We start from the raw sequence: 22,662 nt of genomic DNA on the forward strand, positions 1-22,662 counted from the left end.
AAGAAGATGATCATGAGGGACAAGATCATCAATATTCAGGTAAAGTTCCGTTTCAAATTGGTCTTCTGTTTCTTTAAGCATTATATACAATAACAAAAACCCCATGTATTTGCAATTACATGGGGTTTGTCAACAAGCTGAGTGGGGCTGATGCCCCACTTTTTTTAGGTATGGTATTAAAAAAAATTATTAGGTATAATATGCGTAATACTACACTGTTTGTCGCGATGCTCACAATGTCCAACGTCTTTATGACTTTCGCATGGTACGGGCACCTTAAACATCAGGCGGACAGAAGCTGGCTTTGGGCTGTTTTTATTAGCTGGGGAATAGCATTTTTCGAATATCTCATTCAGGTCCCTGCAAACCGGTTTGGATATCAGACGCTTTCTCTCGGTCAGCTTAAAATAACCCAGGAGGTGATAACCCTCCTTGTGTTTATTCCGTTCTCCGTTGTTTTTATGAAAGAACCGCTGAAGCTGAACTATCTTTGGGCGGGTCTCTGCATGACAGGAGCAGTGTATTTTATATTTAAGGGGTAAAAAATGACAGAGTTGGACTCAGCAGTTGAAATCATCAAGTCAATTGCCGACAGAAACAGGCTCCGCATGGCACTGATGCTTAACAGACGCCCTATGTGCGTTTGCGAGCTTGATTCCGTGCTCGGTATTGCACTATCAACAATTTCGGCACATCTGAAACAGATGCGCTCCGCAGGGGTTATAACCGCCGAAAAAGACGGAAGATGGGTTATTTACCGCATTTCAGATAATTCTTCAATCCGTATGATCGTAAATTCGTTAGCGCTGCAACTAGCTGACGATAAACAGATTAATCAGGATTATGACGCTATAGCGGAACTTGTTCGTGAAGAATGTTCTAAAAAATAGTAATTTTGTCTGATTTTCCGCTTGATATTAAGATAAAACCAGTATACTTTAACGTTGAGTATTTGACCATTCAGGCGGTGTTATATGAATAATAAGACAGTTGAGCAGTCGCTCGACACTATGGAAACCTTTTTAAAGCTGGTCCAGACAGCAGAGGAAGTATCAGGCTGCGCTTATACGCATCTGAAAGATTTCGGTCTTACTGTGAGCCAGTTCGGCGTCCTTGAAGCTCTTTATACCAAAGGTGCTATGTGCCAGAAGGACATAGCGGAGATTATCCGCAAAACAACCGGAAATATGACAACAGTCATAGACAACCTTGAAAAAGGCGGTCTTGCGGAAAGAAGAAAAGACCAGAACGACAGACGTTTTTTTACAGTTTCAATCACCGAAAAAGGCATGGATCTCCTCAATATGGTGTATGACAGGTACAAAAACAATGTTGAACGCGTTATGAGCAGGCTCGGTTCCGAAGACAGACAGTCATTGGTGCTTATTCTTGACAAATTAGGCTGCTGAAAAATTTTTGCCTTTAGAGGAAAAGATTTATCTTGAGCTAATATATGTCTTGAATCGGTATTGTTTGTAGTTTATCTTTGTATTGTACAAAAAATACAAGGAGACTGTCATGCACGAGAAAAGTATTGAGCTTCTGAACAAAGCTATCTCAGACGAGGTTGCTACGCTGCACCAGTACATGTATTTCCACTTTCACTGTGACGATCAGGGTTATGACCTTATGGCTGCTCTGTTTAAAAGAACCGCTATCGAGGAGATGATTCACGTTGAAAGACTTTCCGAAAGGATACTGTTTCTTAACGGAGAAGTTGAACTGAAAGCGGGATGGGACGTTGTTAAAGAGCGCGACGTTTCAAAAATGCTCGACATGGCGCGCGACATGGAAGAGAAAAGCGCCATGGATTATAACAGATGGGCAAACGAATGTGCGGCAAACGCGGATTCGGTTTCAAAAAAACTTTTCGAAGACCTTGTTACGGACGAAGAGCGCCACTATGACCAGTTCGATGATGAAAAAGAGAATATGAACCGTTTCGGCGGGAACTATCTTGCCCTTCAGTCAATCGAAAGAAGCAAAGCCCGCTCAACCCAGCCTCCGGTGGGCAGCGGCGGCGCAGACGCATAAGCTGAAACAGACTTTAAATCACAGACCCGCATACTTTTGGGTATGCGGGTTTTTTCTTGTCTTTTCTGTTTAAATTTTGTATTGTTCGGAAGTTTTGTACAGACAGGTTAAATGTGAAATACAGACAAGACATAGACGGACTGCGCTCAATAGCGATACTGCCTGTTATCCTCTATCACGCCGGTATCTCCGTATTCTCCGGAGGGTTCACCGGTGTTGACGTCTTTTTCGTAATCTCAGGGTACCTTATCACGTCAATCATTTTTAAAGAGCTTAATTCCGGTACATTCACCATCTCAAATTTCTATGTGCGCCGTATAAAACGGATATTTCCGGCTCTGTTCGCCATGATACTGGCGACGGGAGCCGTTTCTTACTTTTTTCTTCTGCCGTCCCATTTCGAAAGATTCGGCTCAAGCGCCATTGCAGCGATATTTTTCTGCGCGAACATAGTTTTCTGGGGTGACAGCGGATATTTTGAGACTGCTGCGGAGAGTAAACCTCTGCTGCACACATGGTCGCTTGGTGTCGAGGAGCAGTTTTACATTTTTTTCCCGCTTATACTGATGTTTCTTGCACGTCGAGGGTTCAGACATTTAAAGGCAGTGATAATAGCTGTTTTTGCAGTGTCTTTTATGCTGAATATCGCACTGGTGACAAAATTTCCCGAAGCTGTTTTTTTTAACCTGCCTTTCCGCGCATGGGAACTGATGTTGGGGGCTATGCTTGCCCTCGGCTTTTTTCCTTCGGTTGGCGGAGCGAAACGCGAGATTTCCGGTGTACTTGGACTTCTGCTCATAGCCGCAGGTATGTTCTTTATAGACGAGAGCACCAGTTTTCCCGGTTATGCGGCGCTTCTTCCCTGTCTGGGGACTGCACTGATAATCTATTCCGAAGGTTCGGCTGTGAACAGGTTCCTGTCTTTTAAACCGTTTGTGTGGATAGGGCTTCTGTCATATTCGCTCTATATATGGCACTGGCCTGTTTTCGCATTCCGAAACTATATCTCCGCAGTTGAGTTTCAGTCGGTGTTTCTCAGCAACACATTTCTTCTGCCCGCCGTTTTTGCTATGGCGATCTTTTCCTATTATGTAATAGAAAAACCCCTGCGCACCATGCGTGTGCACAACAAACGGCAGTTCTTCGCATATGCCGCCGCATGTATGCTGGCACTGACCCTTCCCGCCCTCTATGTGGAGCGTACCAGAGGAATGAGTGAAAGGTTTTCCAAAGATGTCATAGATTCGCTGACAGCCAGAATGGGCGGACTGGATCCCAAAAAATGCTTTGATCTGAAATATGAGGATATACGCAAAGAGAGGCTCTGCCGCATAGGCGGTAAGAAGGAGCCGGAGTTCGCACTGATAGGTGACTCCCACGCCCTTGCCATGAGCGGCGGGATGGATGCGCTTTTCCGTGAAAACGATACCACCGGGCTGCTGTTCGCACGGTCAACCTGTGCACCGGCAGAAGGGATGGACGTTGTGAACGGCGCGAAGTATCAGGACTGCAGCAGATACTTTGACAGGGCTCTGGATGTTATAATAGCGTCGCCAGAGATAAAAACAGTTTTCATGACAGCCAGATGGGGCATGTATGCCAACAACAGGCGATATCTGGGCACAACTAAACTGTATGTTGTTAAGGATGAGGAGACCAGAAAGGATCCTTATGCCAGCGACGGATTTCTTTATCAGGGACTGAAAAGCACCATTGCAAGGCTTAACGCGGCGGGCATTAACGCCGTTATCATAAAGGATGTGCCCGATATAGGTTTTGATGTGCCCGTGGAAGCGGGAAAATATACCGTTATGAAGAGGATGTTCGGCGACAGGGTTGGCAGACTGGACTATGATTTCAAGTCGGATGAACATTTCGGCTGGGTCAGGGATTTTGACAATATGATCGTCTCCCTTTCGAAAGAGGTCAATTTCTCTGTGATAGACCCTTCCGACTTCCTGTGCAAAAACGGAGAATGTGAGATATATGACGGCATGTCGCCCCTTTATTTCGACTCTAACCACCTGTCAAAACAGGGTTCTTTATATGTCGCAAAGATCATGGCTCCCAAGATAGAGGCCGCAATAAAAAAATCAGACAGATTTTGACATCAATCAAGTTAATCCCGTACAATGAGTTTATATTGGCTTTCAGAAGATGAAAGACTAAGGAGAATATTATGATCAACGCCAATATAACAGTTTATGAACTTTCCAAACAACACCCCGCGGCATTCAGCCTTTTTGTCAGCAAAGGTTTTGACAATTTCAAAGACGACAAGGTGCTTTCAGCCGCCGGGAAATTCCTTAAACTTGAAACCGCCATCAAACAGAAAAATTACGACGTTCAGACTTTTCTGAACAGCCTTGCCGAGATAGAAAAAAATAACGACGCATCAGTGGATGTTACACTGAAAGAGCAGAAGAAAACCGGAGACATCACCCTTAAAGGTCTTTTGCCCTGTCCGGTGCGCCTGCCCCTGCTTGAAAAGATAGACGCTTTCGCAGAGAGCGTTAAAGAGCAGACAGGGCTGACCGTTGCATACGACCTCATCGCAGCGGCACAGGGGCAGGGATGGCTTGAGGAGAACGTTGTCGGCATAAAAGAGGAGAACGTTCCCGACCTTTTTGTTTCCGCTGGGTTTGATGTGTTCTTCGACGAACGTTCGTTCGGCAGACATGTGAAAAACGGCATGTTCGAGGATATGACAGGCGAGTGCCACGACTATCTGGCGCATATGAAAGACCCGAAAGGCAACTACGGCATGGTGGGCGTTGTTCCCGCCGTGTTCATGGTGAACCTTGATGCGCTTGGCGCAAGGTCTGTTCCAAAAGGCTGGGCAGACCTGCTTTCTCCTGAATTTGAAAAGAGCGTATCGCTCCCGGTTGGCGACTTCGACCTGTTCAACTCCCTTCTGGTGCACATCCACCACATGTTCGGAGACGAAGGCGTGGAGAAGCTGGCAAACAGCATGATACAGTCCATGCACCCCGCCCAGATGGTGAAAAACGCAGGTAAAAAGACTGCGGAGAAGCCAGCGGTAACTATAATGCCCTATTTCTTCACGAAGATGCTGTTCGGAAGCAAATCAGTTGAAATAGTGTGGCCATCAGAGGGCAGCATAATAAGCCCCGTGTTCATGCTTACCAGAAAGGACAGAAAAGACGTTATCAAGCCCGCAGCCGATTTCCTCTACGGAAAAGAGACAGGGGAGATAATGGCGCACAAGGGACTGTTCCCCGTGCTCAACAAAGAGGTGGACAACAGACTGCCCGAAGGTGCGAAATTCTACTGGGTGGGCTGGGACTACATATACAAAACCGATATGGGCAGCCTGCTCGACAGGCTGAACAGAATGTTCAATAATAAACTGGAGGCATAACAATGAGATTTGTAACAGTAAGCGGTCCTCCGTCATCCGGAAAGACCGCGGTGATACTTAAAACAGTAGAAAGCCTCCGCCAGCGCGGACTGAAAGCGGGCGTTGTTAAATTCGACTGCCTCTACACAGACGACGATAAACTGTACGAACAGAAGGGAATACCCGTTAAAAAAGGTCTTTCCGGCGCGCTCTGTCCTGACCACTACTTCGTGAGCAACGTCTCTGAGAGTTTTGAATGGGGCAAAAAACAGGGTGTGGACATCCTCATAAGCGAGAGCGCCGGGCTTTGCAACAGATGCAGCCCGCACATAAAAGAGATACTTGCTGTTTGCGTAATTGATAACCTTTCGGGCATAAATACGCCCAAAAAAATAGGACCCATGCTGAAATCCGCCGACGTGGTGGTCATCACAAAAGGCGACATAGTTTCGCAGGCAGAGCGTGAGGTGTTCGCGTCAAGGGTTGCAACAGTCAACCCCACCGCAAGCATCATGCACGTTAACGGTATCACCGGACAGGGGGCTTTCGAGCTTTCAACGCTGTTTGCGGACGAAAAGACCGAGACCGATACTCTGGACGGAAAAAGCCTTCGCTTCTCAATGCCTTCGGCGCTCTGTTCATACTGCCTCGGTGAAAAACGGATAGGCTCGAAATATCAGATGGGCAACGTAAGAAAGATGGATGTGGACAATGGATAGACAGCTTATTTTAAATAAACCTTTTGCGGAACTTCTGGCTGAAATGCCTTTTGCGGGAGACTTTTTCGAGTCTCAGGGGCTTGAGGCTCCGACGGCGTCAGTTAAAGACTTTATCGATAATCTGACAGACACTCAGCTTGAGGACATGGGCATCGAGCCTGCGGAGTTTCTCAATAACTTCTTTACCTTCCTTGAAGCTGTCGGTTCCATGACTGAAAAAACGTCAGTGATCAGCAGCCTTACTATAACAGGCGGTATTAATAAAAAGGGCGAGGATGAGAACTTCGAACTTGAGATAAAGGCGGGGGAGATAATCTGTATTGTGGGTCCCACAGGCTCAGGTAAAAGCCGTCTGCTGGCTGATATAGAGTGGATGGCAATGGGTGATACCCCCACGAAACGCCGTATAAAAATCAACGGCGCAGACCCCGACAAGAGCTGGAGATTTTCACCGGAGCACAAGCCCGTTGCACAGCTTTCCCAGAACATGAACTTCGTAATGGATCTTACCGCCAGAGAGTTCGTTAAAATACACGCAGAGAGCCGCTTCGTGCAGAATCCCGATGAGAAGGTTGAGCTTATCATTGAGAAGGCGAACGAGCTTGCAGGTGAAAAGTTTGACGGCGACACGCCTGTAACGTCCCTTTCCGGCGGTCAGTCAAGAGCGCTTATGATTGCGGACACGGCGTTTCTCAGCAAATCACCCATCGTGCTGATAGATGAGATCGAGAACGCGGGGATAGACCGCAAAAAAGCGTTAGACCTTCTGGTGGGCGAAGAGAAAATAGTGCTGATGTCCACCCATGACCCCATTCTGGCGCTGATGGGCGACAAAAGGCTCGTTATAAAGAACGGCGGCGTTGCGAAGATAATAGAGACCTCAGCGAAAGAGCGTGAAAACCTCGAACAGTTGCAGGAACTTGACAGAAAACTGCTTGAACTGCGCAACAGAGTGAGAACAGGCGACGTTCTGGAAGAAATATGAAAAAAGAGAAAAGGGTGGTCAGAGACGCAAAGGTTATGACCGCCTTTATAGGCGTATACTGCCGCGAAAACCATAAGACAGAAGGGCTTTGCGAAGACTGCCAGGCTGTTCTGGAATATGCCCTGCGGCGAAATGATAAATGCCCCCTCGACCCTAAGCCGAAATGCAAGGACTGCAAAATCCACTGCTATAAGCCTGAAATGCGCGAGAAAATTCGCAAAATAATGAAGTTCAGCGGCATTTATTACATCAAACGCGGCAGACTGGACTGGGTCTGGCACTACTTTATGTGAGATTGCTTAGCCCATGGCTCGCAATGACGAGTTAATTCTGTCTCTGCGAGGAGCCTAAGCGACGTGGCAGTCTGAATCTATTAGTAAAAATACTTTGTAAACATTCTTTTGTGGGCGTATAGTTTTCCAATGCCATCTAGCCAAAACCCGAAATATGATAACGAGACCATGGGCATCATAATGATGATAGGCGCTTCCGTGTGCTTTTCGTCCATGGGCTATTTCATAAAAAAACTGACAGAGGATTTCTCCACCATGGAGATAATCTTCATGCGGAACCTGATTACCATGCTTATCATATGGGTGGCGATGTTAATCGTCCGCCCCGTGAGCCGCGGCGGAAAGCCTATGCTGCTGGTAATGCGCGGGGTATACGGTGTTTCGGCTATGATAGCCTATTTCTATGCCATAAGCGTTATGCACCTTGCCTCGGCAGCCACGTTTTCAAAAACCTCGCCGCTGTTCACTGCTCTGATAGCCGTTCTGGTGATGAAAGAGAAGGCGGACTGGCGGGTGTGGACGGCAATCGGCGTGGGATTTTTCGGAGTGCTTTTTATTCTGAAGCCGGGCGGAAACGTACCGCCGATGGGTTATGTTGCCGGTATCCTCTGCGGAGTGCTCGCGGCGTTCGCCTATACAACTGTGCGTAACCTCGCGGACTATTACGATGCGCGGGTGGTTGTATTCGTGTTTTCGCTGGTGGGAGTGCTCGGTTCGCTGGCTTATTTTATTGTTTTGTATTTTACGGGCGACCTTAGATACGCTTCGTGGGATTTTCTGCCGCGTGGGGTTCATCTGTGGTATTTCATAATATCAGGAGCGCTTGCCTCCGCGGCGCAGTTTCTCATGTCAAAGTCATATTATTACGGCAGAGCGTCCCTTATGGGCGCAATAAGCTATTCCGAGCTTGTTTTCAGCGTCTTCGCTGGGTTTCTTGCCGGTGACGGACTGCCCGACGTTCTCTCCTTTGCGGGCATGTTTCTGGTGTTTCTCAGCGGACTGCTTATCGTTCGTGCAAGAAAGAGATAAACCGGACAAAATTAATATTCTTTACACCGTTCTTCCTTGACATTCAAATACATAGAGTTAAAATTACAATATAAACATTCCTGTTTTATTTAATCGGAGTAAGCATATGCACCGAAGAATCAAAAAAGGGCTTAACCTGCCGATAAAGGGGTGTCCTTCGGGAGAGATAACCGATATGACAACCGTCGGCAGGGTCGGTATTCTGGGGGATGATTATCCGGGTCTGCGACCTTCCGTAAAGGTGAGGGTCGGGGACAGGGTGAGAAAAGGGCAAATCCTTTTCACCGACAGGAAAAATCCGTCTCTGCTTTTTACATCGCCCGCATCGGGTACTGTTGCGGAGATAAACCGCGGGGAGAAAAGAAAATTTCTTTCGCTTGTCATTGAAAAAGACGGCAGCGAACCCGAAAGGTTCGATACGGACGTTTCAGACAAGGCAAAGGTTCTTGAGCTCTTAAAGGTATCCGGTCTGCTCACAAAGTTCAGAAAACGCCCGTTTGCCGTGTGCGTACACGCTGAGGAAGAGCCGGAAGCTGTGTTTGTCAACTGTATGGACACGCGCCCTCTCGCGCCGGATATGTCTCTGGTGCTTTCAAACTATAAAGATTATTTCTACGAAGGTCTTAAAGCCGTTGCGAAACTTTCAGGCAAGACGTATGCCTGCTGCGGGAACGGACTAACCATTGACGCTGTTGAGGGTGTTGAAACCGCAGTTTTCGACGGTGTGCATCCGGCCGGACTTACAGGCACCCACGTACACTTCCTGCGCCCCGTTGCGCAGGGCAGGGTTGTCTGGACGGTTGATATGCAGACGGTGATAGACTTCGGCTATCTCATTAAACATAAAGAACTTAATGAAGAGCGCATTATATCCGTAGGCGGAACTATGGTGGAGAACCCAAGCCACATCCGCACGGTGCACGGCGCATGTATATCATGGCTCACCAGAGGCAGGCTTAAAACAGGAGACGTACGGGTTATCAACGGTTCCGTGCTTTACGGACTGCCTGTAACCCCGCAGACGGCTTATCTGTCGGAGAATTTCGCGCAGATATCAGCCGTTGCCGAGCAGACGGAGCGTCCGTTCATGGGCTGGCTTCTGCCGGGGTTCAGGATGCACTCGGTGGTCAACGTGTTCGCTTCAAAGGTATTCGGCGAAAAGGACATCCGGTTCGATACGTCGCTGAACGGCAGTTTCAGGGCAATGGTGCCGGTGGGCACCTATGAAAAAGTGATGCCGCTGGACATTCTGCCCACTCACCTTCTGCGGGCTTTGCAGGTGAATGACTACGAAGGTGCTGAAAAACTCGGCGCGCTGGAACTTTCCGAAGAGGATCTGAGCCTCTGTACATACGTCTGTCCGGGCAAAACCGATTATGCGCCTCTTCTGCGCGACGCCCTCACAACCATTGAGAAGGAGGGCTGACAGTGAAAAAATTCTTTGAAAAATATAAACATCTTTTTGAGAAGGGCGGAAAATATGAAAGGTGGTATCCGGTTTTTGAGATGGCGGACACCTTTCTGTACAACCCGCTCCACAGAACCAAGGGGACGACCCACCTGCGGGACGGCATAGACCTTAAAAGGATAATGATAACGGTTGTTGTTGCGCTTATTCCATGTACGCTGATGGCTCTTTACAACACCGGATTGCAGGCGAATCTGGCTATCGCATCCACGGGTGCCGAAAACCTTGAAGGCTGGCGGCACGCGCTGATACGCGCTATGGGTGTCGGTTACGACCCGCACAGCATAGGCGCAGACTTTTTCCACGGTGCGCTCTATTTTTTGCCGTTGTATATTGCAACGCTTGCGGTAGGCGGTTTCTGGGAGCTTCTGTTCTCTGTTATCCGTAAACATGAGATAGGGGAGGCGTTTCTTGTCACAAGCCTTCTCTACCCGCTGATACTTCCCCCAACCGTCCCCATATGGCAGGCGATGGTTGCTCTCTCAATAGGGCTTGTTCTGGGTAAAGAGGTGTTCGGCGGTACGGGGCGCAATTTCATAAACCCCGCTCTGTTTGCCCGCGCCATACTGTTTTTCTCGTACCCTGCGGGTATCACAGGCGACACGGCATGGGTTGCCGTTGACGGATACAGCTATGCAACCCCCCTTGCAACACAATCCCTTTCAGGGCAAATGAACGTCACATGGATGGACGCTTTTCTCGGCTTCATTCCGGGGTCAATGGGCGAGACGTCCGCTCTGGCATGTCTGTTCGGAGCTGCTGTGCTCATCTATACAGGAATAGGCTCGTGGCGGATAATGGTGTCCTCCGTTGCCGGACTGGTTATAATCACCGGACTGTTCAACGTGGCGGGTTCCGATACGAATTACATGTTTTCGCTGACACCGGACTGGCACCTTGTCATAGGCGGATTTGCGTTCGCAACTGTGTTCATGGCGACCGATCCTGTTTCTGCGGCGTACACTGACAAAGGCAAGTATTACTACGGATTTCTCATCGGTTCAATGACCGCTCTGGTGCGGGTTGTAAACCCCGCATACCCTGAGGGTGCGATGCTGGCGGTGCTGTTTGCGAACATCTTTGCACCGCTGATAGACTATATTGTCATGAGAGCGAATATAGCAAGGAGGGCAAAGAGATATGCGGCGTGAAAGCGATCTCAGGACGTTCCTGACAGCCCTCGTTCTGGCTGTTGTCTGTTCGTTCTTTGTGGCGGGAGCAAACGTGCTTCTGAAGCCCAGACAGGACATGAACAGAGAGCTTGAAAGGAAAAAGAACATCCTGCTTGCGGCTGGTGTTCTGAAATCAGACACGGATATAAACAAAGCGTTCGATTCTGTTGAGACATACCTTGTGGATATGAAAACAGGAAAAGCCGAAAAGGGCGAAGCGGGCAAATATTTTGAAAGCATCAGAAGACTTGCCGCTTCATCCGATGCGGTGCATCTGTCCAAACAGCAGGACGTTGCGGTCATAAAGAGTATTCCTGCGAAAATTCCCGTCTTCATCCTTCGCGGAGCGGACGGAAAGATAGCTAAAGTTGTTATGCCCATTTACGGTTCCGGGCTTTGGAGCACCATGTACGGCTTTATGGCGCTCAACAGCGATCTGAACTCTGTCAGCGGCATAACCTTCTATGACCACGGCGAGACCCCCGGACTTGGCGGAGAGATAGACAATCCGCTCTGGAAAGCCCAGTGGATAAATAAAAAGATATACGGAAACGACGGCTCGGTCGCGCTTTCGATAGTTAAGGGAGGGACGCACGGAGAGAGTCAGGTGGATTCTCTCAGCGGTGCGACAATGACCAGCCGCGGTGTTGAGAACACTGTCCGTTTCTGGATGGGTCAGGACGGGTTCGGAAAGTATCTGAACTCGCTGAAACAGGGGGGTGCTTAATGTCTGCAATGAAGGTCTTCACAGACCCCATCATAAAAAACAACCCTATCGCCGTGCAGGTGCTGGGTATCTGTTCAACACTTGCCGTTACAACCAAAATGGAGGTGACGCTGGTCATGGCGGTTTCCGTTATGACTGTCACGGCGCTTTCAAACCTGTTCCTCTCCATGATGCGCAAACTCATGCCGTCAAGCATAAGGCTCATCATTGAAATGACAGTTGTGGCGACGCTGGTTATCATTGCCGATCAGATAATCAAGGCTTACATGTTTGAGATAAGCAAACAGCTTTCGGTGTTCATGGGGCTTATAATAACAAACTGCATCATCATGGGGCGCGCGGAGGCATACGCCATAAGCAACCCGCCGTTCAGAAGTTTTCTGGACGGTCTTGGCAACGGCGCAGGCTATGGTCTGGTGCTCATCATAATAGCCTCCATAAGGGAGATAATCGGTTCCGGCAAACTGTTCGGAATCACTCTGCTGCCTGCTGTCAATTCCGGCGGGTGGTATCAGCCCAACGGACTTTTTCTCCTCGCTCCCAGCGCGTTTTTCCTGATAGGCATCCTGATATGGATAGCCAGACTGACGGTTGTCAGGGCGGAGGACTGATATGGAAGCATACATTTCTCTGTTCATAAAATCGATTTTCATTGAGAACATGGCACTGTCCTTCTTTCTTGGTATGTGTACGTTCATCGCGGTGTCGAAGAAGGTTGAGACTGCGTTCGGGCTTGGCGTTGCGGTGGTTGTGGTGCAGGCGATAACGGTTCCTGCGAACAATCTGCTTTACAGGTTCGTATTGAAAGAGGGCGCGCTGGCATGGGCGGGATTTCCCGACCTGGATCTCGGTTTCATAGGTCTGGTTACATACATAGGTCTCATCGCAGCCATAGTGCAGATACTTGAGATGGCTCTGGACAAATACGTTCCGTCGCTCTATTCCGCACTGGGCATCTTTCTGCCGCTGATAACGGTTAACTGCGCGATTCTCGGCGGTTCGCTGTTCATGGTGCAGAGGGATTATTCCTTCGGCGAATCGGTGGTTTTCGGACTTGGGTCGGGCATAGGCTGGGCGCTTGCAATCGTCACCATGGCGGGTATACGGGACAGACTTAAATATGCCGACACGCCGAGAGGTCTCGGCGGAATGGGCATAACGTTTATTACGGCAGGTATTATGGCAATAGCCTTTATGCTGTTTTCGGGGATAAAATTATGACACTGCTGATAATGGGGGTCATAGTCTTCACAGCGGTCATTCTGCTTCTGGTGGGCGTTATCATAAACGCCAGAAGGATGCTGGTTTCCGCCGGAGTTGTGACGATAAACATCAACCATAAAAAAGATTTTCAGGTGCCGACAGGCGGAAAGCTGCTGAACGCTCTGGCTGATAACGGGATATTCGTTTCCTCAGCTTGCGGCGGCGGCGGTGCCTGCGGACAGTGCCGTGTTGCCATTGTTGAGGGTGCCGGAGATATACTCCCCACCGAAAAGACACATATCAACCGCAGGCAGGAGAAAGAGGGCATAAGGCTTTCATGTCAGACAGCGGTTAAGCAGAATATGACCATAGAGCTTCCACCGGAGGTTTTTGCGGCGAAAAGGCTTGAATGTGAAGTGCTTTCAAACGATAACGTTGCGACTTTCATAAAGGAATTTGTACTGAAAGTTCCTGAAAAAGTGGATTTCAGAGCTGGCGGATATATTCAGGTGGTTGTTCCCCCGTATGAGGCTGATTTTGCGGATTTTGACATAGAGGAGCAGTACAGGGGCGACTGGGAAAAATTCGGTTTCTTTAAGCTGAAAGCCGGCACCAAAGAGGAGATCCAGAGGGCGTACAGTATGGCGAGCTATCCGGCGGAAGAGGGGATTGTTAAGCTGAACGTGCGCATTGCCACGCCTCCCTTCGGCAAGCAGGTGCCCCCCGGCATAGGTTCATCGTATGTCTGGAGCCGTAAACCCGGTGATATGGTTACGATTGCCGGACCTTTCGGCGAGTTTTACGGACGCGACACAGGAAAGGAGATGGTATTCCTTGGCGGTGGCGCGGGAATGGCACCTCTGCGGTCAATAATCTTTGATCAGCTCCTCACAAAGAATTCTACCCGCAGGATAAGCTACTGGTACGGAGGACGAAGCCTGCGTGAGCTTTTTTACACTGAGGATTTCAGGGAGCTTGAAGCGAAATTTTCAAACTTCAGCTATCACATAGCCCTGTCAGACCCGCAGCCGGAGGACAACTGGACCGGTTATAAAGGGTTTATACACAATGTGGCACTTGAGAACTATCTCAAAAACCACGAGGCACCTGAAGAGATAGAATACTATCTATGCGGACCGCCGGTAATGATATCTTCCGTGCTTTCGATGCTGGACAGTCTCGGTGTTGAGCCTGAAAATATCTTCTTTGACGACTTCGGAAGCTGATATGAAACAGTTTATAGCGGTCTTTTCAGGCGTTTTTATCGCAGTTACTTTTTTTGCTCTGGTGCTTTTTGCACGCAGGAACAAAAGCTCGTGCAAGTGCGGACAGGGGCATTGCCAGACAGGACAGAAGTGCGAAACGGATAAGGATAATTAAGGGGGCTGCGGCTCCCTTTTTCTGTTTCCTTTAAAGGAATTATTCACAAATCAGTTAATATCTTAACTTGCGTTATTGCCGTAAACTAAGATATGATTAGGTATATGACGAAACATACAGATTCACTGATTCTGCGGGTCACAGGAAGAGCGCCTTTCGATAAGGTTTTATGGGCGTCTGAAGGCGTACGCAGAATAATGTACTACAATCCTGTGGGCAAAACCGTTTCCGATATTTTCGGCGGATATGTTTTTGCCGAAAACGGGCTGAGCCGCCGCGGACAGCTTGTTCGCGTGGACAACAGCCACTATATCCTAACGTTTACTGATATCGGGCTTGATGACTGTATGCTCGCCTCACTTTTTCCAGTTACAGCTTCTCTTGAAACGGAGGATACCGCCGCCGACAATCAGCTTGACGAAGAGGTACGGGCAAAGACCATCGCCCTTAATCAGGCTGTCAACGACCTTGAACTGCACCGTAAAAAACTCAGCCATTCAAACCGTATTGCCGGGGCAGGAAATTTCGAGTATCTCAGTGACCAGAGATGTCTGGTGCTTACTCCGGAAGCGTGCCGCGTTCTGGGGTTTGACAACGAAAAGACCGTCGTAAACATTGACGAGATATGCAGCCGGATAACGGAAAAAGGCTTTCACAAACTATGCGACACCCTGCCGGAGATATCGGAGCATACGAAAATTGAAACAGAGATAGCCATAAGAGACGATTCCGGTGATGAGAGACACATCAAAGTTGTGATGCACAAGCTCTCCCAGTCGGAATGTGTTCTGGACGGCGTTTTCTACGATATAACTTTTAAAAAGAATGCCGAAAAAGAACTGCGAAAGCAGGAGGCGTTTTACAGAACTCTTTACAACCGCGCGAATATAGGCATTTTCACCATGGACAGAGAGGGGTATATTCTCGACTGTAACCAGTTCTGTCTTACTCTTACAGGGTATAGCCTTGAAGATGTGCGAAACAGAAAAGCGTCCGACATTTTTATTCTGCCTGATGACAGGGCAAGAGTTTCCGAGATTTTTCGTAATCTCGAAAAGACGGTTAATAACTGCGGTTCGATAGATTACAGGATACGCACCAAAGAGGGGCATATCATCCATGTACTCACCAGCTTCGAACTGCTGGTCACAGACGACGAAACAAGGGTATTCTGCTTTCTCAACGATATCTCCGGTCTGAAATCGGCTCAGGAGAAGAATATAGAACAGGAGAGGATGCTCCTTCAGCAGTCGAAGATGGCGACAATGGGCGAGATGGTCGGTATTATAGCCCACCAGTGGGTGCAGCCGCTGAACTCCATCGCCATGATATCACAGATGCTTGAGGAACTGCTGGAACTTGACGCCGAATCGCAGAAGCTGGTTCATAAGACTGTTGTAAGCATCAACGAGCAGATAGAGTTCATGAGCGCCACCATAAACGATTTCCGTAACTTCCTGAAACCAATGGGGTCCGCATGTGAGTTTAATGTGTTCAAAGCTGTCAGCGACGTTTTGCAGCTTTACAGACCGCAGCTTAAATATTACGGAATAAAGTGCGGAATATATCCCGAAGGCGAAGAAGCGAAAAAGATAACCGTATTCGGCTATGAGAACGAGTTCAAGAACGTTGTTCTCAACCTTCTCACCAACGCAAGGGACGCTCTTGAGGCTAAGTGTGCCGAGGACGGTGAGATAGATATAACTGTTGGCAGGCGCGGGGATAAAGTGCTTATAGCTGTTTCAGACAACGGAGGCGGAATCAGTTGCGATATGCTCGGAAAGATATTTACCGCCTATTCGTCAACAAAAGGCGAAAAAGGTACGGGGCTGGGGCTTTATATGAGCAGGCTTATCATTTGCGAGCGGATGAACGGAACGATAAACGCCGAGAACACAGGTCTCGGCGCAAAGATGAGTATTCTTCTTAGTATCTGTCAGGCATAAGACTTTTCAGACTGTCTGTTCAGGTGGTCAATATAACCGTCCATTTTTTCCATGGTTTTGTCATATGTTTCATGAGTGATGTCAGGTGTACTTTCAGCGAAGAGACCAACCACAGACTCATAGCCTTTTGTGATGGCGTCTTTTGCCTCTTTCAGTTTTTCCGTATCATCTCCGGCAAGGGCTTTTGCCAGTTCGAAAAGTCTTTGCGATGTCTTTTCAACACCGAAATATCCGTCTTCGCCCAGCAGCGAGTTTGCGTTGTTCTCTGAATCACTGATTTCCGTGTGCACGCTTATTTCTATGGAAACACTCATTATTTTCACGTTTGCAAGAACGGTGTCCGACTGGGCGCGCAGTGTGTTCTGCGTGTGTCTGGATATTCTGTCCATTATACCGGAAACTGTTTTTTTGACATATTCCTCGATGCTTCCGGCTTCTCTTTCGCTCACATAGGCGTCGTTAGCCGTTTTAGAGTCTGCGCTGTCAAGCGCTCTGACATCCACGCTTTTGTAGTCGATACGAACGTCCACACTTCTGCTTTTTGTGGTGCCGCCGTCATGTTTCACCTCTGCGGCACGGTATTGAAGCTGTGCTGTTTTTGAGTTATAGTTCACATACATGGCTGGCTCCGGTATTTCGATTATTTGATGCTAATCGTCATGATGCCGGTTAACTTAACATAATTGTGTTTTTCGTATGGAGGTGATCCTGTGTTCAAAAAAGTCGACTATTCCGTGTTGATAATCTTTGCGGTGCTTTTGGGGCTTGCTCCTTTCAGTCCGGAGCCGCACATTGTAGAGAAACTGAGGATGCTTTCGGAAGGGACGCTCAGACGACCGATAGACATATTCGACCTTTTCTTCCATCTTGCGCCTGTGCTGGTTATAATATTGAAGTTTGTTACATCGAAGAAAGCGGAATCATAGGATATTTTCTGGTTTTTCCGCAGGAACAGGTTGGGGTTTTCCGAACCAGTAGCCCTGTGCGAAGTCAACGCCAAGCTCTCTGGCTTTTCTGGCTGTGGTTTCGTCCGCTATGAACTCCGCAATGGTCTGCATCTTCATCTTTTTTGCGTAGCTTGTGATGGAGCGCACGATGTCTGATGCGCGTTCGTCTTTTGATATCAGCCTTATTATGCTTGCATCTATTTTAACGTAGTCTGCCTGCACTTTCAGCAGATAATCGAAATTCGAATAGCCTGAACCGAAGTCGTCGATGGCAATTTTCGTTCCGCGCTGTTTAAATCCGCTTATTATGCCTATTATGTTGTCATCCGCCGTAAGCCGTTCCGTTTCAACAATCTCAATGACCATCCTGTTTAATACTCCGGCATTTTCGGCATATCTGAATATCTCGTTCATGCTGTCTTTGTTCAGGAGGTCTTCCACAGAGAAGTTCACAGAGAATTCCGCTTTTGTGTTTCTAAAAGTATCGATGGATTTTTTTGCCACCGCCATAGTCAGTTTTGGATAAAGCCGCGTCTGCTTGCTTATATCAAGAAACTCAGAAGGCGGAATCACCCCGCCGTTTTCATCTATGATGCGGATGAGACATTCATATTTCCATATCTCTTTTGAGCCGAACGAGTATATGGGCTGGAAAAAGGGGACTATTCTGTCTTTGTCCACAGCGTCGTTGAGCATTTTAAGCACTTTTATGTTCTGTTCATATGTTGCAAAATTGTCTGTGAGGTTCGGGTCGAAAATCTGATATTCCTTGTTTTCAAACTTAGCCTGCTGGACGGCAATGTCGGCTTTGGACATGAGGTCGTTTCCGTCTGCAAAGCCTATACGGCAGCTCAAGATAACTTCTTTTTCCGCTACTCTGTAATATTCTTTTGTAACGTCTGCAGTACCTGAAACTACAGTTTCAAGGAAGGAGGAGATGTCCATATAAGGTGCAAACAGTGCGAAAACATCTGAGTGGAGGCGGTACAGCTCGAAATTTTTAAGATGTGCATTTTTAACCAGTCTGTCTGCGAACATGGAGAGCAGTTCGTCACCAAGTCTCATTCCGTAAAGTTCGTTTATCTCGTGAAATCTATCGATGTCTATAACCGCCAGACATGGTTTCTTTGCGGTTTCGATATCCTGCTCCAGCTTATATCTGTTGCCGAGTCCTGTGAGTTTGTCGGTGTTGAAAACGGTCTGTAGTTTTTCCCTGTTCTCTATAACCTCGGTGACGTCCTGACTGCATGACGTGTACGCTACTATTTTACCGTTTTCGTCCTTAATTGGTATGATGACGACGTTGTGATAGTAGTGGCTGCCGTCCGGGCGGAGGTTTTTTATTATCCCTTTGAATATCCTGCCTTTGGCTATGGTTTTCCAGAGTTCCGCAAAGTATTCCGAAGGGGTGTCGGGGTGTCTCAGGATATTATGCTTATGCCCGATGAGCTGACCCCTCGAATAGCCGCTTATGTCGCAGAATTTATCGTTGACATAGGTCATTATTCCTGTGGGATCCGTCATACTTACGATGGAGCTTTCGTCCATGATAAATTTGTACTGTTTCAGATCGTTCAGGATTTTTGTCTGCCTGTCCTCAACCTCGCGCATCCTTCTGAAAATATATAGCGATACCGCCATAGACAGTATCAGTAGGATAATTATCAGGGCGATGTTTGAATAGAGTTCTTTTTGCGAAGTGCCCATGATAGCCTGTTTTTCCGAGGCTATCATTTCGTTCAGAGAAACATAGTAAAACCCTGTGCCTATAACCCATTTCCATTCGGGTACATAACCGACGTAAGTTGTTTTTTCAGTCAGTCCTTTTTTGTCCGGAATTTCCCATTGGTATGATATGTACCCCTCACCTCTGCTTTTCGCTATCTCTATAGCTTCCAGAAGGATCTTTCTGCCATCACCGGATTTAACTTCCTTAATGTCTGCATTGCTGAATTTTTTATCTGGGTGAAAAATATTTTCGTAATCTGTTGTGATTATCCAGAAATATCCGGTGTTTTCAAATCCGAACCGGTCGCCTTTGATTCCGGTGAGGATGTCCTCTTTGGCAAGATCCTCTATCTCGTCCAGATACACCCCCGCAGCGATGAGAATCTGAGTGTCCGGATTGTATTTCGCATAGGCTATTTTGGTGAATTTTTTCCCCGGTTTCCCCGGTTTTTCAAAGTCATACTCGCCGTATGCGCTGCCGTTTTTATATGCGTTCTTTATGAATGTGTTGAACTGTGAATTGCCAACAAGCTGAACGGCGTTGACCCCTTCATAGTTTCGGTTTCCGCCGTGGCTGATTATTACTCCGTTTTTGTCCAGAGCGTAGTAATATCCGGTTTTAAACTCCCATTTGAACGAATGGATGAGCGAATCTAGTGATGTTTTTATATTTTGTTCGGAACTGTTCGATGTTTTTAAGGTCTTGATATACTCGTCGGCGGAATCCACCCTGTCTCTGACAGCGTTTTTAGCGTTCTCGTAAACCTCTGCTTTTTCTAATTTTATTCTTGTTATAACCCGTTGGATCTCGTTTTTTATTATCTCTTTCTGACGGATTTCGTAGTTTCTTTTCAGTTCTTCTTCAGACTTTTTGATGTGTTTCGCAGAAAGAGACGTAAGGTTATATATCAGAGCAGAAGAAAAAATTACCGCAACTGAAATTGCGGTAATGAGTGTAACAGTTGAAAGTCTGAATTTCATTATTCACCATTGATAAATGACACTAACACATAATAATATAAACTTCAATAATTCCAATCGTCATTTAATTGTGCTAGATTACTAATATAGTTATTAAGACGGAACTGCAAATGAAAACAAATCTCGAACTGCTGCAAAAGCTGAGGATAGCCGCTGCATATACAGATATGAATCTTAATGTAGTATGTAAGAATCAGCTTTATGACGAATACTTTCCCGGTGCGGATATTCTTTTGCCCGCTCCGTTCTTTTTGGGTGAAGTTCCGGATTTTCATTCCGTAGCCACAGGCAACGGAGCCCTTGAGACACATGCCTCCATGATGGTTAACGGACGAAAACAGATATTCTCGCTGAAGTTCATGTATGATTCAGGAGATAATTTTATCTTTTCCGCTCAAAATCTTACTAAAGAGGGTCGATCCCAGATAGATTTTTACGGTTCCGATCATCCGTTTATTCCTGAATATCTTTCAAAGTCTGCCCCCATGCTGCTTATCGATGCCGGAAAGAACGGAAGGATACTTGATGCGAACTCTGCCGCGTGCAGTTTTTTCGGGTATACAAAAGCGGAGATAGAATCACTTACAATAGACCAGATAAATATGCTATCGCCGGAAGCCATCAAAAAAGAGATGACTCAGGCGGCACTTTATAAACGTAATTATTTCAAATTCAAACACAGGCTGAAAAACGGTTCCATAAAAGACGTCGAGGTGTATTCCAGCCCCATTCCCGTGAAGGGAAAGACACTGCTCTTCTCCATTGTGATAGACGCTTCGGAGAAACGGATGTATGAACTGCTCCTTGCCGATCTGAATGCCAGAATAAACGAAAGGGTTGAAGCGGAAAAGATGGCTTGCGTTGTCACAACTTCTAAATATCAGAATCTTTTTGAAATGAGTCAGGACGCAGTGCTTATCATAGAGCTTGGAGAGAACAGAAAGATGATCTTTGCCGATGTGAACAAGTCCGCCTGTACTCTGTTCGGATACAGCAAAGAGGAACTTCTGACAAAGCGCTCCGCTGACCTTATAAAAGATGCAAATGAATATGTAACGTATGTTAAACGGCTTCAGGTGGCTCTTGACAGTGTTGGCGTTTACGAAGGCAGGCTGCGGATAGTCCGCGCCGACGGAAAAGTGCGCACAGTGGAAACAACTGTGCGGCAGACACATATGCTTGACAAGCCAGTCATTATAGCTGTTGTAAGGGATATTACGGAGAAGCTGGCGCGCGAAAAAGAACTGATGGAAAAAGATATGGTCGTTATTCAGCAGAAGCGCATGGTTGAAATGGGCGGACTGCTCTCTGCCGCCGTGCACCAGATGAAACAGCCCCTCAGTACAATTTCCCTTGTGGCGCAGATTATGAAAGACGAACCGGAAAACCTTGAGGAAAACAGTGAAATTCTTATGGCTCAGGTTCAGTATCTTAATGAGACCATAACAGAGTTCAGAAACTATTTCAGCCAGTCTGCGGACAAAACGAAATTCGGTGTTCTCGGCGTTACGCAGGATGTGGTGAACATCGCCAAACCGCTCCTGACCGCAAGCGGCATAACAGTTTACGTCAGCGGTGATGAAACTGTTAAAAGCTACGGGCTGCCCGGTGACTATAAACAGATAATGACGAACCTCATCATGAACTCTATGGACGTTATAAAAGAGCGTGGTATAAGCAAAGGAAGGCTCGATATCGACGTCCACAATGGCGGCAGCCACGTTATCGTTGTTTTTGCAGACAACGGCGGCGGCATTGACGAGGCACTTCTTCCGGATGAAATATTCAAACCCTTCTTCTCCACAAAAGGCGACAGAGGAACAGGCATCGGTCTCTCCATTGTAAGAAGCATGGCGGAAAAGCTCGGCGGCTATGTTAAAGCTGAAAACAGCCCAGCCGGAGCGATTTTTACTGTCGCACTTAACATTGTCTGATATAATTACATATTGAATAAAATGAGACTCAATATCGGATAAAAATTATCTAAAGAATATTATTGCAATATAAATTTCAGGTGCTATAATGCAAAATAAAACAAAGGAGGACAGAAATGTCAAAGTCATTGAAAGGTACAGAAACTCTTGAAAACCTTATGAAAGCCTTCGCAGGCGAATCTCAGGCACGCAACAGATACGGCTTCTATGCGTCTCAGGCACGCAAAGAGGGTTATCGTCAGATAGAAAACATATTCCTCGAAACTGCCGACAACGAAAGAATCCACGCTAAACGCTTTTTTGATTATGCTAACGATCTTCTCGGCGACCAGATACCCCTTATGGTAAACGTTAACGCCGACTATCCCGTTGCATTTGCAAAAACAATCGACAACCTGAAATTTGCTGCCGACGGCGAACACGAAGAATGGGAGATCCTTTACCCTAAATTCGCCAAAATAGCAAAAGAGGAAGGTTTCCCGCAGGTTGAGGCTCTTTTCACAAAGATTGCCGCCATCGAAGCTCACCACGAAGACAGATATCGTAAACTTGCCAAAAACATCGAAGACGGTCTCGTTTTCAAAAAAGGTGCCACTGTTGCATGGAAATGCCTTGTGTGCGGCCACATTCATGAAGGTATTGAAGCTCCCGCAGTGTGCCCTGCCTGCGCACACAAGCAGGAGCATTTTGAAATGCTCATGCTTAACTACTAAAAATTTTTTCAGGGCGGGCGGAAATGTCCGCCCTTTCTTTTT

General features: G+C 47.2%; 23 protein-coding genes. 21 read left to right on the top strand and 2 right to left on the bottom strand.

What is annotated here, in order from left to right:
• The first annotated feature begins 200 nt into the window (after window positions 1–200).
• From Q7P67_RS12040 to Q7P67_RS12125, 18 genes are all read left to right on the top strand, one after another.
• Window positions 201–542, top strand: a complete 342-nt coding sequence (locus Q7P67_RS12040) for a DMT family protein (RefSeq protein ID WP_303852450.1) — start codon at window positions 201–203, stop codon at window positions 540–542.
• 3 nt (window positions 543–545) lie between these two features.
• A complete protein-coding gene (locus Q7P67_RS12045) occupies window positions 546–890 on the top strand; it encodes a helix-turn-helix transcriptional regulator (RefSeq protein WP_303852452.1) in 345 nt (114 codons plus the stop codon).
• Between the two features lie 84 nt (window positions 891–974).
• Window positions 975–1,409: a MarR family winged helix-turn-helix transcriptional regulator gene (locus Q7P67_RS12050; protein ID WP_303852454.1), complete on the top strand. Its 435-nt coding sequence runs from the start codon at window positions 975–977 to the stop codon at window positions 1,407–1,409.
• Window positions 1,410–1,518: 109 nt separating this feature from the next.
• Window positions 1,519–2,034 carry a ferritin-like domain-containing protein gene (locus Q7P67_RS12055; protein WP_303852456.1) on the top strand — a complete coding sequence of 172 codons (516 nt, stop codon included), beginning with the start codon at window positions 1,519–1,521 and terminating at the stop codon, window positions 2,032–2,034.
• 113 nt (window positions 2,035–2,147) lie between these two features.
• Window positions 2,148–4,142 carry an acyltransferase family protein gene (locus Q7P67_RS12060; RefSeq protein WP_303852458.1) on the top strand — a complete coding sequence of 665 codons (1,995 nt, stop codon included), beginning with the start codon at window positions 2,148–2,150 and terminating at the stop codon, window positions 4,140–4,142.
• Between the two features lie 71 nt (window positions 4,143–4,213).
• Complete coding sequence (locus tag Q7P67_RS12065) at window positions 4,214–5,416, top strand: ABC transporter substrate-binding protein (protein WP_303852459.1); 1,203 nt, start codon at window positions 4,214–4,216, stop codon at window positions 5,414–5,416.
• Between the two features lie 2 nt (window positions 5,417–5,418).
• Window positions 5,419–6,114, top strand: coding sequence for a GTP-binding protein (locus Q7P67_RS12070; protein ID WP_303852461.1), 696 nt, complete (start codon window positions 5,419–5,421; stop codon window positions 6,112–6,114).
• Window positions 6,107–7,099 (top strand): ATP-binding cassette domain-containing protein, encoded by a 993-nt coding sequence (locus tag Q7P67_RS12075; protein ID WP_303852463.1) that lies wholly within the window; start codon window positions 6,107–6,109, stop codon window positions 7,097–7,099. Before Q7P67_RS12070 ends, Q7P67_RS12075 begins: the two co-directional genes overlap by 8 nt.
• Window positions 7,096–7,392 carry a nitrous oxide-stimulated promoter family protein gene (locus Q7P67_RS12080; protein ID WP_303852465.1) on the top strand — a complete coding sequence of 99 codons (297 nt, stop codon included), beginning with the start codon at window positions 7,096–7,098 and terminating at the stop codon, window positions 7,390–7,392. The genes Q7P67_RS12075 and Q7P67_RS12080 overlap by 4 nt, the downstream gene beginning before the upstream one ends.
• Window positions 7,393–7,521: 129 nt before the next feature.
• On the top strand, window positions 7,522–8,421 hold the full coding sequence (locus tag Q7P67_RS12085; RefSeq protein WP_303852466.1) for a DMT family transporter: 900 nt from the start codon (window positions 7,522–7,524) through the stop codon (window positions 8,419–8,421).
• Between the two features lie 106 nt (window positions 8,422–8,527).
• Window positions 8,528–9,847 carry a Na(+)-translocating NADH-quinone reductase subunit A gene (locus Q7P67_RS12090; RefSeq protein ID WP_303852468.1) on the top strand — a complete coding sequence of 440 codons (1,320 nt, stop codon included), beginning with the start codon at window positions 8,528–8,530 and terminating at the stop codon, window positions 9,845–9,847.
• Entirely contained in the window at window positions 9,844–11,040 is a 1,197-nt protein-coding gene (locus Q7P67_RS12095; protein ID WP_369696033.1) for an NADH:ubiquinone reductase (Na(+)-transporting) subunit B, read from the top strand. The genes Q7P67_RS12090 and Q7P67_RS12095 overlap by 4 nt, the downstream gene beginning before the upstream one ends.
• The gene (locus tag Q7P67_RS12100) at window positions 11,030–11,788 is read left to right on the top strand and encodes a Na(+)-translocating NADH-quinone reductase subunit C (RefSeq protein WP_303852471.1); all 759 of its coding nucleotides are present in this window, start codon (window positions 11,030–11,032) and stop codon (window positions 11,786–11,788) included. The genes Q7P67_RS12095 and Q7P67_RS12100 overlap by 11 nt, the downstream gene beginning before the upstream one ends.
• A complete protein-coding gene (locus tag Q7P67_RS12105) occupies window positions 11,788–12,399 on the top strand; it encodes an NADH:ubiquinone reductase (Na(+)-transporting) subunit D (RefSeq protein ID WP_303852473.1) in 612 nt (203 codons plus the stop codon). Before Q7P67_RS12100 ends, Q7P67_RS12105 begins: the two co-directional genes overlap by 1 nt.
• A gap of 1 nt (window position 12,400) precedes the next feature.
• Entirely contained in the window at window positions 12,401–13,009 is a 609-nt protein-coding gene (nqrE, locus tag Q7P67_RS12110) for an NADH:ubiquinone reductase (Na(+)-transporting) subunit E (protein ID WP_303852475.1), read from the top strand.
• Window positions 13,006–14,217, top strand: a complete 1,212-nt coding sequence (gene nqrF / locus Q7P67_RS12115) for an NADH:ubiquinone reductase (Na(+)-transporting) subunit F (protein WP_303852477.1) — start codon at window positions 13,006–13,008, stop codon at window positions 14,215–14,217. The genes nqrE and nqrF overlap by 4 nt, the downstream gene beginning before the upstream one ends.
• A gap of 1 nt (window position 14,218) precedes the next feature.
• Entirely contained in the window at window positions 14,219–14,371 is a 153-nt protein-coding gene (locus Q7P67_RS12120; RefSeq protein ID WP_303852478.1) for a hypothetical protein, read from the top strand.
• A gap of 104 nt (window positions 14,372–14,475) precedes the next feature.
• Window positions 14,476–16,317 carry a PAS domain-containing sensor histidine kinase gene (locus Q7P67_RS12125; RefSeq protein WP_303852480.1) on the top strand — a complete coding sequence of 614 codons (1,842 nt, stop codon included), beginning with the start codon at window positions 14,476–14,478 and terminating at the stop codon, window positions 16,315–16,317.
• On the opposite strand, the gene Q7P67_RS12130 is transcribed toward Q7P67_RS12125, so the two are convergent.
• Window positions 16,308–16,937: a hypothetical protein gene (locus tag Q7P67_RS12130; protein WP_303852481.1), complete on the bottom strand. Its 630-nt coding sequence runs from the start codon at window positions 16,935–16,937 to the stop codon at window positions 16,308–16,310. The genes Q7P67_RS12125 and Q7P67_RS12130 overlap by 10 nt on opposite strands.
• A 90-nt stretch (window positions 16,938–17,027) precedes the next feature.
• Here Q7P67_RS12130 and Q7P67_RS12135 point away from each other — a divergent pair, with 90 nt between their 5' ends.
• Complete coding sequence (locus Q7P67_RS12135; protein ID WP_303852482.1) at window positions 17,028–17,243, top strand: hypothetical protein; 216 nt, start codon at window positions 17,028–17,030, stop codon at window positions 17,241–17,243.
• Here the strand turns inward: Q7P67_RS12135 and Q7P67_RS12140 are convergent.
• Window positions 17,238–19,973 carry a cache domain-containing protein gene (locus Q7P67_RS12140; protein ID WP_303852483.1) on the bottom strand — a complete coding sequence of 912 codons (2,736 nt, stop codon included), beginning with the start codon at window positions 19,971–19,973 and terminating at the stop codon, window positions 17,238–17,240. The two genes, Q7P67_RS12135 and Q7P67_RS12140, sit on opposite strands and share 6 nt — an antisense overlap.
• Before the next feature lie 110 nt (window positions 19,974–20,083).
• On the opposite strand from Q7P67_RS12140, the gene Q7P67_RS12145 reads away from it, so the two are divergent.
• Together Q7P67_RS12145 and rbr are read left to right on the top strand one after the other, a co-directional pair.
• Complete coding sequence (locus tag Q7P67_RS12145) at window positions 20,084–21,907, top strand: PAS domain-containing sensor histidine kinase (RefSeq protein WP_303852484.1); 1,824 nt, start codon at window positions 20,084–20,086, stop codon at window positions 21,905–21,907.
• A 116-nt stretch (window positions 21,908–22,023) separates the two neighbouring features.
• Entirely contained in the window at window positions 22,024–22,620 is a 597-nt protein-coding gene (gene rbr, locus Q7P67_RS12150) for a rubrerythrin (RefSeq protein ID WP_303852486.1), read from the top strand.
• The last annotated feature ends 42 nt before the right edge of the window (window positions 22,621–22,662 follow it).

Source organism: Seleniivibrio woodruffii (genome assembly GCF_029267515.1).
Taxonomy (GTDB): domain Bacteria; phylum Chrysiogenota; class Deferribacteres; order Deferribacterales; family Geovibrionaceae; genus Seleniivibrio; species Seleniivibrio woodruffii_A.

Bases quoted from the DNA above. Each gene is read 5' to 3' on its own strand.
- Q7P67_RS12040 (WP_303852450.1), top strand. From the start codon at position 201: ATGCGTAATACTACACTGTTTGTCGCGATGCTCACAATGTCCAACGTC.
- Q7P67_RS12045 (WP_303852452.1), top strand. From the start codon at position 546: ATGACAGAGTTGGACTCAGCAGTTGAAATCATCAAGTCAATTGCCGAC.
- Q7P67_RS12050 (WP_303852454.1), top strand. From the start codon at position 975: ATGAATAATAAGACAGTTGAGCAGTCGCTCGACACTATGGAAACCTTT.
- Q7P67_RS12055 (WP_303852456.1), top strand. From the start codon at position 1,519: ATGCACGAGAAAAGTATTGAGCTTCTGAACAAAGCTATCTCAGACGAG.
- Q7P67_RS12065 (WP_303852459.1), top strand. From the start codon at position 4,214: ATGATCAACGCCAATATAACAGTTTATGAACTTTCCAAACAACACCCC.
- Q7P67_RS12070 (WP_303852461.1), top strand. From the start codon at position 5,419: ATGAGATTTGTAACAGTAAGCGGTCCTCCGTCATCCGGAAAGACCGCG.
- Q7P67_RS12075 (WP_303852463.1), top strand. From the start codon at position 6,107: ATGGATAGACAGCTTATTTTAAATAAACCTTTTGCGGAACTTCTGGCT.
- Q7P67_RS12080 (WP_303852465.1), top strand. From the start codon at position 7,096: ATGAAAAAAGAGAAAAGGGTGGTCAGAGACGCAAAGGTTATGACCGCC.
- Q7P67_RS12085 (WP_303852466.1), top strand. From the start codon at position 7,522: ATGCCATCTAGCCAAAACCCGAAATATGATAACGAGACCATGGGCATC.
- Q7P67_RS12090 (WP_303852468.1), top strand. From the start codon at position 8,528: ATGCACCGAAGAATCAAAAAAGGGCTTAACCTGCCGATAAAGGGGTGT.
- Q7P67_RS12100 (WP_303852471.1), top strand. From the start codon at position 11,030: ATGCGGCGTGAAAGCGATCTCAGGACGTTCCTGACAGCCCTCGTTCTG.
- Q7P67_RS12105 (WP_303852473.1), top strand. From the start codon at position 11,788: ATGTCTGCAATGAAGGTCTTCACAGACCCCATCATAAAAAACAACCCT.
- nqrE (WP_303852475.1), top strand. From the start codon at position 12,401: ATGGAAGCATACATTTCTCTGTTCATAAAATCGATTTTCATTGAGAAC.
- nqrF (WP_303852477.1), top strand. From the start codon at position 13,006: ATGACACTGCTGATAATGGGGGTCATAGTCTTCACAGCGGTCATTCTG.
- Q7P67_RS12120 (WP_303852478.1), top strand. From the start codon at position 14,219: ATGAAACAGTTTATAGCGGTCTTTTCAGGCGTTTTTATCGCAGTTACT.
- Q7P67_RS12125 (WP_303852480.1), top strand. From the start codon at position 14,476: ATGACGAAACATACAGATTCACTGATTCTGCGGGTCACAGGAAGAGCG.
- Q7P67_RS12130 (WP_303852481.1), bottom strand. From the start codon at position 16,937: ATGTATGTGAACTATAACTCAAAAACAGCACAGCTTCAATACCGTGCC.
- Q7P67_RS12140 (WP_303852483.1), bottom strand. From the start codon at position 19,973: ATGAAATTCAGACTTTCAACTGTTACACTCATTACCGCAATTTCAGTT.
- Q7P67_RS12145 (WP_303852484.1), top strand. From the start codon at position 20,084: ATGAAAACAAATCTCGAACTGCTGCAAAAGCTGAGGATAGCCGCTGCA.
- rbr (WP_303852486.1), top strand. From the start codon at position 22,024: ATGTCAAAGTCATTGAAAGGTACAGAAACTCTTGAAAACCTTATGAAA.